This window comes from Tunturibacter gelidoferens (assembly GCF_040358255.1).
Lineage (GTDB): Bacteria > Acidobacteriota > Terriglobia > Terriglobales > Acidobacteriaceae > Edaphobacter > Edaphobacter gelidiferens.
Genome location: NZ_CP132938.1, coordinates 5,299,734 through 5,312,525 on the forward strand (window position 1 = coordinate 5,299,734; position 12,792 = coordinate 5,312,525).

At 59.4% G+C, this 12,792-nt stretch carries 10 protein-coding genes; 4 read left to right on the top strand and 6 right to left on the bottom strand.

Annotated features, from left to right (window positions below; all coding sequences use genetic code 11):
• Nucleotides 1-36 precede the first annotated feature (36 nt).
• Together era and RBB81_RS22730 are read left to right on the top strand one after the other, a co-directional pair.
• Complete coding sequence (era, locus tag RBB81_RS22725; protein ID WP_179585448.1) at nucleotides 37-1,083, top strand: GTPase Era; 1,047 nt, start codon at nucleotides 37-39, stop codon at nucleotides 1,081-1,083.
• Nucleotides 1,084-1,192: 109 nt separating this feature from the next.
• Nucleotides 1,193-1,408 carry a hypothetical protein gene (locus tag RBB81_RS22730; protein WP_353072255.1) on the top strand — a complete coding sequence of 72 codons (216 nt, stop codon included), beginning with the start codon at nucleotides 1,193-1,195 and terminating at the stop codon, nucleotides 1,406-1,408.
• Here RBB81_RS22730 and RBB81_RS22735 read toward each other — a convergent pair whose 3' ends face one another.
• The 3 genes from RBB81_RS22735 to ald all read right to left on the bottom strand — a co-directional run bounded on the left by RBB81_RS22735 (nucleotide 1,409) and on the right by ald (nucleotide 6,567).
• Entirely contained in the window at nucleotides 1,409-2,779 is a 1,371-nt protein-coding gene (locus tag RBB81_RS22735) for a sigma-54-dependent transcriptional regulator (protein WP_183792830.1), read from the bottom strand. It lies immediately after the preceding gene.
• Nucleotides 2,776-5,385 (bottom strand): sensor histidine kinase, encoded by a 2,610-nt coding sequence (locus RBB81_RS22740; protein WP_353072256.1) that lies wholly within the window; start codon nucleotides 5,383-5,385, stop codon nucleotides 2,776-2,778. Before RBB81_RS22740 ends, RBB81_RS22735 begins: the two co-directional genes overlap by 4 nt.
• A gap of 69 nt (nucleotides 5,386-5,454) precedes the next feature.
• A complete protein-coding gene (gene ald, locus RBB81_RS22745; protein ID WP_179585455.1) occupies nucleotides 5,455-6,567 on the bottom strand; it encodes an alanine dehydrogenase in 1,113 nt (370 codons plus the stop codon).
• A 182-nt stretch (nucleotides 6,568-6,749) separates the two neighbouring features.
• Here ald and RBB81_RS22750 point away from each other — a divergent pair, with 182 nt between their 5' ends.
• Complete coding sequence (locus RBB81_RS22750; protein ID WP_353072257.1) at nucleotides 6,750-8,060, top strand: hypothetical protein; 1,311 nt, start codon at nucleotides 6,750-6,752, stop codon at nucleotides 8,058-8,060.
• Nucleotides 8,061-8,162: 102 nt separating this feature from the next.
• Nucleotides 8,163-9,227: a rod shape-determining protein gene (locus RBB81_RS22755; RefSeq protein WP_281376834.1), complete on the top strand. Its 1,065-nt coding sequence runs from the start codon at nucleotides 8,163-8,165 to the stop codon at nucleotides 9,225-9,227.
• Nucleotides 9,228-9,686: 459 nt separating this feature from the next.
• Here RBB81_RS22755 and RBB81_RS22760 read toward each other — a convergent pair whose 3' ends face one another.
• From RBB81_RS22760 to RBB81_RS22770, 3 genes are read right to left on the bottom strand one after another with little or no spacing between them, the layout of a single operon-like run.
• Nucleotides 9,687-11,141 carry a hemolysin family protein gene (locus tag RBB81_RS22760; RefSeq protein ID WP_353072258.1) on the bottom strand — a complete coding sequence of 485 codons (1,455 nt, stop codon included), beginning with the start codon at nucleotides 11,139-11,141 and terminating at the stop codon, nucleotides 9,687-9,689.
• Nucleotides 11,138-11,800 carry an rRNA maturation RNase YbeY gene (ybeY, locus tag RBB81_RS22765; RefSeq protein ID WP_179585461.1) on the bottom strand — a complete coding sequence of 221 codons (663 nt, stop codon included), beginning with the start codon at nucleotides 11,798-11,800 and terminating at the stop codon, nucleotides 11,138-11,140. Before ybeY ends, RBB81_RS22760 begins: the two co-directional genes overlap by 4 nt.
• Entirely contained in the window at nucleotides 11,797-12,768 is a 972-nt protein-coding gene (locus RBB81_RS22770) for a glycoside hydrolase family 16 protein (RefSeq protein ID WP_353072259.1), read from the bottom strand. The genes ybeY and RBB81_RS22770 overlap by 4 nt, the downstream gene beginning before the upstream one ends.
• Between the last annotated feature and the right edge of the window lie 24 nt (nucleotides 12,769-12,792).

Consider the following 12,792-nt stretch of genomic DNA (forward strand, 5'->3'; position numbering starts at 1 on the left):
CAGATTCGGGCACTATAACAGCGCATAATAAGGAGAATGGCCTTTCGCTCCGGTTTCGTCTCCATCATCGGTCGCCCCAACGCGGGGAAATCAACCTTGCTCAATGCGCTGCTCGGACAGAAGCTCGCTATCGTCACGCACAAACCGCAGACGACGCGCACCCGCATCCACGGTGTGCTCGAAGTTCCGTTGAAAAAGAAGGCTAAAGGCGAACCCGGGCATCCCGCCGCGCAGGTGGTTCTGGTCGACACACCGGGCATCCATAAGCCGGACACGCAGCTCGACAAACGGATGATGCAGGAGGTCCACGACGCGCTGGAGTCGCGCGACGCCGTGCTCTTCATCGTCGACGTGACCCACCGTCTGCCAAAGACTCCCGGTGCAGGCGACAGCGGCAAGACGACAGGGCGAATGGGCATGTCTGCCGCCGAAGACGACTTCGCGCTCTCGTTGATCAAAAAGCTGGAATGCCCCGTGATCTTGGTTCTCAACAAGATGGACGCGATTCCAAAGAAGGACCTGCTCCCGCTGATAGCGCACTGGTCCACGCTGCACTCCTTCGCCGACGTGATTCCAATCTCCGCCCGCAAGAAGGAAGGCCTCGATCTGCTTCTCGAAAAGATCGTTGGCCAGCTCAAAGAAGGCCAGCGCTACTTCCCAAAGCATCAACTGACCGACCAGCCGGAGCGCTTCCTCGTCGCCGAACTCATCCGCGAAAAAATCCTGATGCTGACCGGCGAAGAAGTTCCCTACGCGACTGCGGTAGTGATCGAGAAGTTCGAAGAGCCCGCCTCCATGAAGAAGATGAAGGACGGCAAGCTGCCGGTGACCAAAATCTCAGCCGCGATCTTCTGCGAGCGCACCGGACAGAAGGCGATCCTCATCGGCAAGCAGGGCGAGATGTTGAAGCGCATCGGCACCGCAGCCCGCAAAGACATCGAATCACTCCTCGGCACACGCGTCTTTCTCGAGCTCTTCGTCAAGGTTCAGGAGGAGTGGCGCTCCAGCCGCGGCTTCGTCGAAGACCTCGACTGGCGCCGCCAGTTGGAGTTGATTGCGGAAAAACAGCAAACGGAAGAGTGATATGGGAACCAGACGGCCAGCGCTACCCAAGGTATCTGAGGAGATGCGGCGGCGGTCGATTCTGTTGATAGAAGAGGTTCGACGGTGGCCTGAGACAAGAACAGGCCGCATGTTTGGAATGATCAGCATCTATCGGGGCGATACGATCTTTGCCTTGCTTCCCGGCACAAGAGGGTTGGAGTTGCCGAACGCAATCGCAACGAAACTGAATGAACCTGGACAGACTGAAGGCGAAAAGTGGCAAAGCTTCGCGATTGAAGACGATGGCGAACTTTCAGCAGCTCTGAAACACCTTGAAGAAGCGTATGGCAAAGCGAAAAAGTGACTATTCCTTGACGCTAACGCCTAGAGCCTTCATCTTGCGGTACAGATGACTGCGTTCAAGGCCAAGCCCTTCGGCAGCGCGGCTGACGTTGCCATGGAACTCGTCTAGTTTTTTCAGGATGTAGTCGCGTTCGTATGCCTCACGAGCCTGCAGCAGGCTGGTGAACTCTTCGCGTCCATTCGCCTTATTGGCGTCGCGGGCGGAGTCGCGATAGACGAGCATAGGGAGATGCTTGCGCTCGATGCGTTGCGCTCTGGGGTTGAGAATCAGAACGCGCTCGACGAGATTTCGTAACTCGCGCACGTTGCCGGGCCAATGGTATTGCTTCAATGCGGCAAGCGCGTCTTCGGTCATCTCGACGTGAGGACGGCCGTACTCGGCGCCAAACTGCTGGAGAAACTCTTTGACGAGCAGAGGAATATCTTCCTTGCGGTCGCGCAGAGGCGGCACAAAAAACGGAATGACGTTGAGGCGATAGAACAGATCTTCACGGAAGTTGCCGCGAGCGATCTCCTCCTCAAGATCCTTATTGGTAGCTGCAATAACACGCACATCGACGTGCACAGGGTGCGAAGCGCCGACCGGAAGAAAACGCTGCTCATCCAAAGCACGCAACACCTTGGCCTGCGTCTTCAGACTCATGTCCCCAACCTCGTCGAGAAAGAGGGTGCCGCCATCCGCTCTCTCAAACGTTCCACGCTTCTCGGTTGGGCCGCCCGGCACGGCTCCATGGCGATAGCCGAAGAGTTCGCTCTCGATGTAATCCTCTGGGATAGCAGCGCAGTTAAGCTCAACGAAAGGACGATCCTTGCGCAGACTCTCCGCGTGCATGGCTCTGCCGACGAGCTCCTTCCCTGCCCCGGACTCCCCGTAGATCAGCACGCGTCCGTTCGTGGGAGCCATCAGCTTGATCTGCTGGCGCAGCGCCTTCATAGGGACGGAGTTTCCTGTTACCGTTCCCTTCGTAAGCTGGCGCGAGAACTCCTGGTTGTCCTCACGCATCTGGCGAGCCTTCATCGCATTCTTCAGCACGATGAGCGTGCGGTCGAGCGACAGAGGCTTCTCTAGAAAGTCGTAGGCCCCCAGCTTCGTGGCGCGAACAGCCGCTTCGATCGTCCCGTGACCGCTGATGATCACAACCTCAGGCACATTCGTCGACTCCATCTGACGGATCTCGGTCAGAGTATCGAGACCGTCGCGATCGGGCAGCCAGATATCCAGCAGAACAACATCGTAGGCAGCGTCGCGCAGAAGCTCGAGAGCTTCGCCCGCAGTCGCGGCAGTGGTGACGAGATAATCCTCTTCACGAAGGATGCTTTCGAGCGACTCGCGGATCTCAGCTTCGTCGTCAACGATGAGTACGTGGTTCATTGTGGGCCTCTGGGGAGGGTGGAAGCAAAGTCGTCCTCTGCTTTAGTGTTGCTGGGAACTGGAGTCTCAGTGGCAGATTCAACCTCGACCGGCGGCTGATGGCCGTTCTGCGGAATGGCGAAGGCGCTGAGGCCCGCCGGCGCGTCGGAGTCGCTATCAAGCGAAAGGGCTGGGCGCAGCTCGATGATGAACCTGGCCCCTGCTGGTTCGTTCTTCTCCGCACGTATCGTACCCTGGTGCTCCTGAATGATCTTTGCGGCAATCGCGAGGCCGAGGCCGGTGCCACGCTGCTTGGTGGAGAAGTAAGGCAGAAAGAGTCGCTCGCGCATGTCGTCAGTAAGACCAGAGCCGCTGTCGGCAATCGCGAGTTCGACCATTCCATTCTCTAAGAGACATGTGCCGATCTGCAGCTCGCGGTAGAGACTCTGCTGCATAGCCTCGGCGGCGTTGTCGATGAGATTGCCGAGAGCGCGTTTGAGAGCCTCAGGGTCCGCCATAATCAACGGCAGGTCGGGGTTCATCTTGCGCACGATGCGAATCGCCTGCATGCGTCCGGCGAACAGCGCCAGCGAGTTCTCCACAATCGTGTTGAGGTCCGCAGGCTTGGGTCGAGCCGTCGGAAACTCAGCGAGCGCGGCAAACTGATCGACAAGCGAACGCATGCTCTCCACCGACGAGGTGATCACCTCCGAGCATCGGCGAATCACAGCGATAGAAGGCGGCTCAGGAGCGCTGGCAGGCGTGACTTCGGCGACAGCACGAGCCAGGCGGTCGATGTGGCGACGAATCTGCTCAGCGCTCAAACTGATCGGCGTAAGCGGATTCTTGATCTCGTGGGCCACACGCCGCGCCACTTCCTTCCACGCCGACTGCTTCTGCGCCCGCAGCAGCTCGGTCGCGTTTTCAAGAACAATCACGTAGCCCTGGTGCTCGCGCCGCATCCGTTCCGTGGCTGCCGGCATCTCCAGCAGCGCGACCGTAGCCAGCAGGTTCATCGTCCCGCCAAACCTGTCGCTCGAGCTCTGCGGGAAGCCCGTAATCTCAATCTCGCTCGACGCCGACCCCATGCGGTGGCTGCGCTTGATGAGCCTGTCCAGCACCTCAGAGACCTCAGGCGGAAAGACCTCCTCCATCACCAGCCCATAGAACGGCCTCTGCCCGCCGGGATCCATCATCTCGCTAAGCGCCCGGTTGGCCAGGATGATCCGGCGATCGGTGTCGAGCGTAGCAACTCCATTCGGAATCGTCTCCAGCATCGTCTCAAGCTCGCCGCGCCGCGCCTCAAGCGCGGTGTTCGCCGCACTAAGCTGCACGGTAGACTCCTCCACCGCGCGCCGGCTGCCCTCAAGATCGGCAGCCATATGATTGAAGCTGCGCACCAGCTCCCCAAGCTCTTCGGTCGCGCTCTCCTGCACGCGGTGACCGTAATCCCCCTGTGCAATCGCCTCCATCGCATCCGCCAGCGCCTCAACCGGCTTAGTCACCTGTTTCGACAGATGCAGCGCAAGCCAGCACGACGCGAACAGAGCAAGGCTCGTCATCATCAGCAACAGGAGCATATAAAGATCCCTGATCTGACGCCGCTCGCTATAAAGCACCCAGTACGCATCCGCCGCCTTGCGCAGATTAGTCATCGTCGCAGCCATCCCAAACGGCATTGGCAGGCCTACGACAACGGTCTCACCTTGTTTAAGAGTGGTCGCGCCAAGCGCGTAGTCTGTAGTTCCAAGCGAGAACACGGGCTGGTCGATGCGCAGCGCAGCGGCAAGAATCGCAGTATCCGTTGGATCAGTGGGTGCACGAGCCCCCGACTCGTCCGTATCAACCCCAGCCACCTGATCCGGGAGCCAAACCTTAACCTGCGCCGTCGCACCGGCACGCTGCGGCATGTGAAACGAAGCAACGACGCGGCCCTCGCGATAGACGATCGCAAAGCCGTTCTGCAACGTGATCTCGTGCTGTCGCAAAACATCGTGAATTGCCTCGCGATTCCGAGTCGCAGCCGACGGCACGACCGCATGACCAACACCGGGCAGGGGACCGTGGTTCGAGCGGCGGCCGGAGCCATGAACCGAAGCAGCCGCGCGTGCAGCACCGGGCGCTTTGCCCTCAGGAGCAACCACCGGCGCTGCGGGAAGGCTGGCGGCAATCGAATCCGCCTCCGCGCGAGCGTTAGCGGTCGTGTAGTGCGCCAGCTCCAACGCCATGTTATTGCTGTCTTCCCGCATATCCGTCACCGGCTGCGTAAACCAGCGATCGACCGCGCGGTTCATCAGCTGATAGCTGAACGCGAACATTGAGGCAATAGGAACCAGACTCACCAGCACCGCGCCCCACAACATCCGCGTGCGCAGACGCGTACCCATCACGCGACTGCGCTGGTCGGCATAAAGCTTCAACACGTTGCGGACGAGCAGCAGAAGCACCACGACGAAGAGAAGAAAAGCCACGATCGACAGGCCTGTGAAGATGACCGTCTGTTGCGTGCTGGCGGGCTTCGGCAGCTGCGTGTTAAATGCGTTCAGCGTGGCAAGGGCCACGAAGAGGATGAGCAGGCACGCACCCAGAGCTACGATCCAAATCTTTCGCCGGTTCGTAGTTCCCATGGCTCGCCCTCCTCAATCCCCCAGATTATATGCGGGCGGAGCACGCATCCCTCGCTCAACCCGCACCAGCTACACCAGCTTCGCCACAGCCTGCCACTCGCGCTTCTGCGCCTGGGCCACTGCACCGTAGGTCAGAACGCCGTTGAAGGTATTGACTCCCTCTGCAATGCCCTTGTCTTCACTGATCGCCGCGTTGGCCCCCAGCCGCGCCAGCTTCAGCACGTAGGGAAAAGTCGCGTTCGTCAAGGCAAGCGTCGACGTATTTGGCACTGCAGCAGGCATATTCGTCACGCAGTAATGCACCACGCCGTTGACCTCATACGAAGGATTCGAGTGCGTGGTCGGGTGCGCGGTCTCAATGCAGCCTCCCTGATCGATCGCAACATCGACGATCACCGCGCCCTTCTTCATCTTCGCCACCATCGCCTTCGTCACGATCTTCGGCGCAGCCGCGCCCGGAATCAGAACGCCTCCAATCACAAGGTCCGCCTCTCGAACCGCATGTTCGATGTTGTAGCTGTTCGAAGCAACCGTGTAGATGCGGCCGCCAAAGATGTCGTCAAGCTCGCGTAGACGATTCAGGTTCAAATCAATCAACGTCACCTTCGCGCCCATGCCCAACGCAATCTTCGCAGCGTTCGTGCCCACAATACCGCCGCCGATGATGCAAACATTTCCCGGAGGCACACCCGGAACGCCGCCCAGAAGAACTCCGCGTCCGCCATGCTCCTTCTCAAGATAAGCTGCGCCAACCTGGACGCTCATGCGACCGGCGACCTCGCTCATCGGGGTCAGCAACGGCAGGGCTCCCGTGCGATCGCGAACGGTCTCATAAGCGATGCCTGTGACCTTCGAGGTAAGCAGCGAATCGGTCAGGTCGTTCAACGGAGCGAGGTGGAGATACGTGAACAGAACCAGGCCCTCGCGAAAGTGCTTGTACTCCTTCTCGACCGGCTCCTTCACCTTGACGACCATCTCGGCCAACCGCCAAACGTCATACGCTGAGCCGACGATCTCCGCGCCCGCCTCCTGGTACTCGTCGTCCGGCATGGCAGACAGCGCCCCGGCATCATGCTCCACCAGAACCTTGTGTCCCGCTTCAACCAGTGCTTTGACGCCAGCCGGGGTTACCCCTACGCGGCTCTCGTGATCCTTAACTTCCTTAGGCACACCAATAATCATTCGTCTGTCTCCACATCGCTGAAGCTTATTTCGATTGTATCTATTTGCACCAGAACGATGTCGCGGCAGGATGAGAAAGCCATCCTCAAGCACAGTCCCATAACCGAACCGGGGCGATAACACCATGAGGAAACCGGACAGGAAAAAGTAGCAATCGGGTCAACTTCGATTAGATTGGGCAGATGCCACGAACCGCAGGCGATTTGGATCAGACAAAGCAAGACCGCCGCCTGCTGCTGGTGCTGCTGATCGTCCCTGTACTGGTGTCGCTGGCCGCAGTGTGGACCCTCGATCAGGCGAGGGCAGGCAGGTCGCTCTTTTCCCTCACCAATCTGGTGGGACCAACTACGCGCAGCCTGCTCAACGGCGGTGGTATTACGGTCTGCACCGAGGAGATGGGGACTCGCGGCAATCCCATCTGCTTCCATGCAGCGCGCATGCCGGCCACCGCGATCACGGTCGCCTCGGGCATTCGGCTCTTTGGCGACCGCTACGTTCCCGTCGCCTGTTTCAAAACGATCCTCCTGTTGTTGCCGGTCGAGTTCACCTTATATCTAGCATGGTGCTGCCTGCCGCGGCCGTTCGGTCGCAGGCTGATGGTAATCCTTCTACTTCTTATTCCGTTCTTCATTCCGGCGTTTCTGGCCGATGTGACCAATCTGCAGGTAGACGAAGGGTTCTCCTACAGTTTTCTGGCGATGGCCGCGGCGATGCTGTTCCTCGACTGGCCTGGTCTGCGCGGCGTTCGAGGAGCCGTGCTGTTCGCAGCAGCGCTCGATGGACTTTACCTCTCGAAGAGCGGGATGCTGGCGGCCGTGTTGGTGCTGCTGGTGGGTTTCCTGGCTTTGGAGCGTCAAACCAAGCTGCGATGGCTCGCCGTGCTACTGGTTGCGGCAGCGCCTTTGGGGTGGGCGCTCCATCAGCACCATGCGAGCGGACGATTCAGTATAGGAACCAGCTTCGACGGGATCAATCTGCACAAAGGCAACAATGCCGGCTTTCTTCAAAACTACCCACCCACGCACGGCGACTCCCTCGACTGGTACGACTTCGAGTTGAATCGCGGAATGAGCTTCCCTGACGAGTGGAGCTTCAACGACTATCACCTGCGGGCGGCGCGCCAGTATCTGCTAACTCATCCTCGAGAGACGCTGTCAGGAGATCGGCGCAAGCTGAGGATCCTCTTCTTCTCGGTCGAGAAGTACGGCTCAACCGCAATCTTTGGCGCCCGGCAACTGATCGAAATCGCCGGGATGCTGCTCTTCCGGCTGATGTTCTGGATCGCGACTGTCAGCGCAATCGTTCTGCTGCTCCGGCATCGCTTCGAAGACGATCGCTCGTTGCGCGTGGCCGCCGCTACATTTCTGGCCCTGGTCGCAGCCTCCACGCTGCCCTACCTCGCGGGCTTCGCCTACACCCGGCACGTCAGCATTCTCATCTATCCCTCGGCGCTCTTCTGCTGTCGGCTGCTGTGTGAACCAGAACGGGACTAACACAGAAGAGGCATGCTTACTGGTTAGGTTAGGTGCTGAAATACAGCTTGCTAAAGGAATACACTAGTGTGAGTCTCTTTTTAGGATCGATCGCAAACACCTATGTCTTCGAATAGTTTTCAGATGCGTTACTCCCGCATTCACAATATGCGGTCTCTTTTCAGCCTCTTCTCCAGCGACCTTGCTATCGACCTCGGCACGGCGAACACGCTCGTCTTCGCTCACGGCAAAGGCATCATCGTCAACGAGCCCTCCATCATCGCGGTGAACAAGATCACCAACGAGGTTGAGGCCGTCGGCAAAGAGGCCAAAGAGATGCTCGGCCGCACGCCGGGAAATATCGTCGCCATCAAGCCGATGAAAGACGGCGTCATCGCCGACTTCCGCCACACCGAAAAGATGCTGAACTACTTCATCCAGAAGGCGCACAACCGGAAGATGATGGTTCACCCGCGTATCGTGATCGGCGTCCCCTCCGAGATCACTCAGGTAGAAAAACGAGCTGTCATGGACTCGGCCTATCGCGCCAAAGCCTCCGAAGTCCACCTGGTCGAACAGGCCATGGTCGCCGCGATTGGCGCGGGTTTGCCCATCACCGAGCCGGGCGGCAACATGGTCGTCGACATCGGCGGCGGTACCACCGACATCGCAGTCATCTCGCTCGCAGGCATCGTCTACTCGCGCTCCGTGCGCATGGCCGGCAACCAGATGGACGAGGCCGTGATGACCTACCTCAAGCGGAAGTACAACCTGCTCATCGGCGAGCGCACCGCGGAGCAGATCAAGATCTCCCTCGGCTCGGCCTACCCGCTCGACAAACCCATCTCGATGGAGGTCAAGGGCCGCAACCTCATCGAGGGTGTGCCGAAGACCATCACCATCGAAGACTCCGAGATCCGCGAAGCCCTCAGCGAGTGCATCGCAACCATCATTAACGCCATCCGCGTAGCCCTCGAGCGAACCCCGCCCGAACTCTCCGCCGATATCTCCGACCGCGGCATCGTACTCACCGGCGGCGGCGCCCTCATCAAGAACCTCGACAAGCGCATCCGCGAGGAGACAGGGCTTCCCGTCTCGATCGCCGACGACCCCCTGGCATCTGTCGTGCTCGGAACAGGAAAGATGCTCTCCGACTTCAAACTGCTCCGAAAGATCTCAATCGACTAAACAAGACACTGATGCGATGGTTCCACTCTGGTTACAGGGAAGGTCTCGGACTCAATCCGGGACCTTTCTGTTGTAGAAGCTGTCCTGCCGGACGGGCCTCCTGCGCGGAGCGCGGGCGTTCGCACGCCTTTTTAGAGCTTCGCGTGGTCCTCCCGTTGGTCGGAATCAATCTTCCCTCGCGACCAACGGGAGCGCCAACCGAAGGGGTATACAAGTCACGAAGTGACCGCCCCACGCGTAGTGGGCCCGTCCGGCAGGAGAGCCAAAATAAAGTTGAAAAACGTGGCGTGTTTTTAGCCCCTCGAAATATGGCTGCTAAAACACCATCCCAGCCACACAAATCACCACACTCACACCATCAAAACACCACGTCAAAACAGGCTGTTTTCGCAAAATACCCTTATTTTTCGCATATTCCACCACCCCAGAAAAAATATCCTAAACCGAATCCAAATCCCACTAGGAGAGGTCAGGAGGATTCGTAAGACTGACACGAATCCGGTCGATGCGGCGGTCCGTGCTCGCAAGCACCTCCAGCCGAAGCCCATCCTCTTCCACCACCTCGCCCGGCAGCGGAATATGCCCCGCAATCTCCGACACCAGCCCCCCAAGTGTCGTAGATTCATAGTGTTCCGGAAGCCGTAGAGCCGTAGGATCGTCCCGCGTATCGCGCAGATCCTTCAACTCCTCCGCCTCTTCCCTCTCGCCCCCATCCTGCTCCATCCGTTCTTCCTCCGCATCATGCGGCTCTCCATCCTCAGCGGGCCGCGTAGCGCGATGATTCGGCTCAAACTGATCTGCAAAAAGATCGCGCAAACGCGAAAGCTCAAACGAACCAGAGACAACGTAGGCGCCGTTGATTTCGCGGATGGGTTCGTCGTCTGCTTCGGGTTCGTCGTGCTCGTCGGCGATGTTGCCTACGATCGCTTCAAGCAAATCCTCAATGGTGACAAGACCCGCCACGCTGCCGTACTCGTCGATGACGATGCGCATGTGCTGCTTTTCGCGCTGCATCTCGCGGAGCAACTCAGCCACTTTCTTGGTCTCGGGAACAAAGGCGGCCGGGCGTTGAATCTGGGCCACAGTGCGGGTGTTGGCCTCGGTGTCAAGGACCTTGAGGAGATCGTGGGCGAAGCCAATGCCGGTGACGTGATCAAGCGAACCGTTGTAGACGGGCACGCGCGAAAAGGCATGTTCGTTGATAGTTGCGGTGAACTCCTGCAGGGTAAGAGTGCCGGGAACGGAGAAGATCTCAGGGCGTGGGGTCATGACCTCGAGGACGATTTTGTCGCCGAACTCCACGGCAGAGCGGACGAGTTCGCGGTCTGATTCTTCGAGGATCCCCTCTTCTTCGCCGGCTTCGAGCAGAGCGTCCATGGCTTCGGAGGGATGGTCCTCTTCGGTGGTGTCTTCGGGTTCGGCGAGGGCGGCAATGGAGAGGAGGAGGCCGAGGAGGAGAGTGACGGGAAGGATGAGGTAGAAGAGGGTCTGAAGAAGCGGCGTGATGCGCGCGATCCAGAGGCCGCGGGTGCGGGAGAAGAGGAGCTGGGGGAGGAGGCGGTCGAAGATGAGGATCAGGAGAATGAGTTCGAAGACGGCACGGAGAACTTCGCTGAGGCTTGGGGTACGCGCGAGGGTCGGGACCAGAGTGGTGTGGGTGTAGAGGCGTAGGCCAGAAAGCAAGGCCAAAGCTGCCAGGGAGAGTTGGCGAAGGACTGAGGCCGAGAGGGCGATGGACTCGCGCCCGAGGCGGAGACGGGGTTCGACGACTCGCTCCCAGGAGTCGATATTGTCCTGATACTCGCGAGCGAGGAACTTGCCCATCTCGGAGTAGATGCGGTCAACGTAGGCAGCCAACGCAAGGATAGCGAGGAGGAGAATGAGGGCGAGGGTATAGGCGTAGCCGGGAGTCACTTTGCGCCTCGCTTAGGTTTGATCTTTGCGCTTTTGAGTTCTTTGGTGCTTCCCGCGGAATGCGGGGGGCTCTCCACTGCTGCGGCATAGAGCGCCGCCTTGGGTCGAGATGACGATTTTTTCGTGAGGGTTGAAGATTTTTTTGTTGATCGGACGGACGGGGTTTTTAAACGCGACGCGCTCTTTTTGGTTGCGGGTGGCAGTAATTTTCGCGGGTGCGCGGTAGTTCGCGCGATGAGAGTGTTGGAGAGTTTAAGTTTGCTGCGGAGAGTGGTTTCGCGGGCTGCCATCTCTCCGTCGTCGGTTTCGTGGTCGAGACCTGAGAGATGGAGGAGACCGTGTAAGAGAAGGATCTGTACTTCGTCGCGCAGGGAGTGGCCGTAGATGGCGGCCTGACGGGCTGCGATTTCGAGGGATATCGCGAGGTCTCCGGCGTGGGTGTCGGAGATTTCTGCAGGGGCGGGAAAGCTGAGTACGTCGGTGGGCTTGTTTTTGCCCCGGAAGGATCTGTTGAGGCGGCGAAGGGTGAGGTCGTCCGCGAGCAGGACCTCGACCTGACCGGTAACGCCGACGGCGAGGCGGGCACGGTTGAGAAAGCTCGTCAGGCCGGGGCGTGAGAGGTTTTCTTTGATGCTAGAGGGTAATTCGATGGTGATCATTGAAGAGACTTCGGAGTGGACGCTGCGATGGGTGTTTGGCTGGGTTGCGTCTGATTTGGTTTATAGACGCGAACGTAGTCGATGACCATCTGCTGGGGGAAGGTGGTGGTGTGGTCGGGATTGCCGGGCCAGTCGCCGCCGGTGGCCAGATTCAAGATGATGAAGAAAGGATGATCAAAGACCCAATGGGTGCCGGGCGGCAGGTCGGCGGGAGTGCGGTGGGTGATGAGGTGATCGTCGACAAAGAATTTTATGTCGTTCGGAGTCCACTCAACGGAGTAGAGATGAAAGGCAGTGTTGACGGCCTCGCCTGCCGGGAGGGTGAACTTTGCGGTGATGGGATGCGCGCCGCTGTATCCGGGGCCATGGAGGGTGCTGTGGACTTCGGTGGGGTTGCCGATGTTCTCCATGATGTCGATCTCGCCGGATTTGGGCCAGGGGTCGGAGTCGATGTTGCTGCCAAGGAGCCAGAAGGCGGGCCAGATGCCTTTGCCGGTGGGAAGCTTCGTGCGGGCTTCGAAGCGTCCGTAGGGCTGGGAGAAGAGACCCTTGGTGAGGATGCGGGCGGAGGTGTAAGGCTGGGTAATGCCGTCGGGACCGGTGTGGGTTTCCTTGAGGGCGGTGATGATGAGGTGGCCGTCCTGCAGGTGGGCGTTGACGGGACGGTTGGTGTAGGACTCTAGCTCGTGGTTGCCGTAGCCGCTGCCGCCGATGTCGAATTTCCATTTGGCGGGATCGGGGGAGGAGCCGCTTGGGCCGTTGAACTCGTCGCTCCAAGTGAGGATCCAGTCCGATGGGTTTGGAGCTTCGGCTCTGAGAACGGTCGAGAGTCCAGCTGTGAGAGAGAGCGCGAGGCAGGCGCGTGAGAGTGTGCGCAAGTAGCCGAGGCGGCGGAGCGCGGGGATGGAGCGAGTACTTGGAGGTTCGGTGGTGGTCATCGCTTGGAAGCAGGTGGTGCCAAATGTCACAGGGGGCTCGATTGCGCCCCCTGT

Coding starts and splice junctions, on each gene's coding strand:
- era (WP_179585448.1), top strand. CDS start 37: ATGGCCTTTCGCTCCGGTTTCGTCTCCATCATCGGTCGCCCCAACGCG.
- RBB81_RS22730 (WP_353072255.1), top strand. CDS start 1,193: ATGTTTGGAATGATCAGCATCTATCGGGGCGATACGATCTTTGCCTTG.
- RBB81_RS22735 (WP_183792830.1), bottom strand. CDS start 2,779: ATGAACCACGTACTCATCGTTGACGACGAAGCTGAGATCCGCGAGTCG.
- RBB81_RS22740 (WP_353072256.1), bottom strand. CDS start 5,385: ATGGGAACTACGAACCGGCGAAAGATTTGGATCGTAGCTCTGGGTGCG.
- ald (WP_179585455.1), bottom strand. CDS start 6,567: ATGATTATTGGTGTGCCTAAGGAAGTTAAGGATCACGAGAGCCGCGTA.
- RBB81_RS22750 (WP_353072257.1), top strand. CDS start 6,750: ATGCCACGAACCGCAGGCGATTTGGATCAGACAAAGCAAGACCGCCGC.
- RBB81_RS22755 (WP_281376834.1), top strand. CDS start 8,163: ATGTCTTCGAATAGTTTTCAGATGCGTTACTCCCGCATTCACAATATG.
- ybeY (WP_179585461.1), bottom strand. CDS start 11,800: ATGATCACCATCGAATTACCCTCTAGCATCAAAGAAAACCTCTCACGC.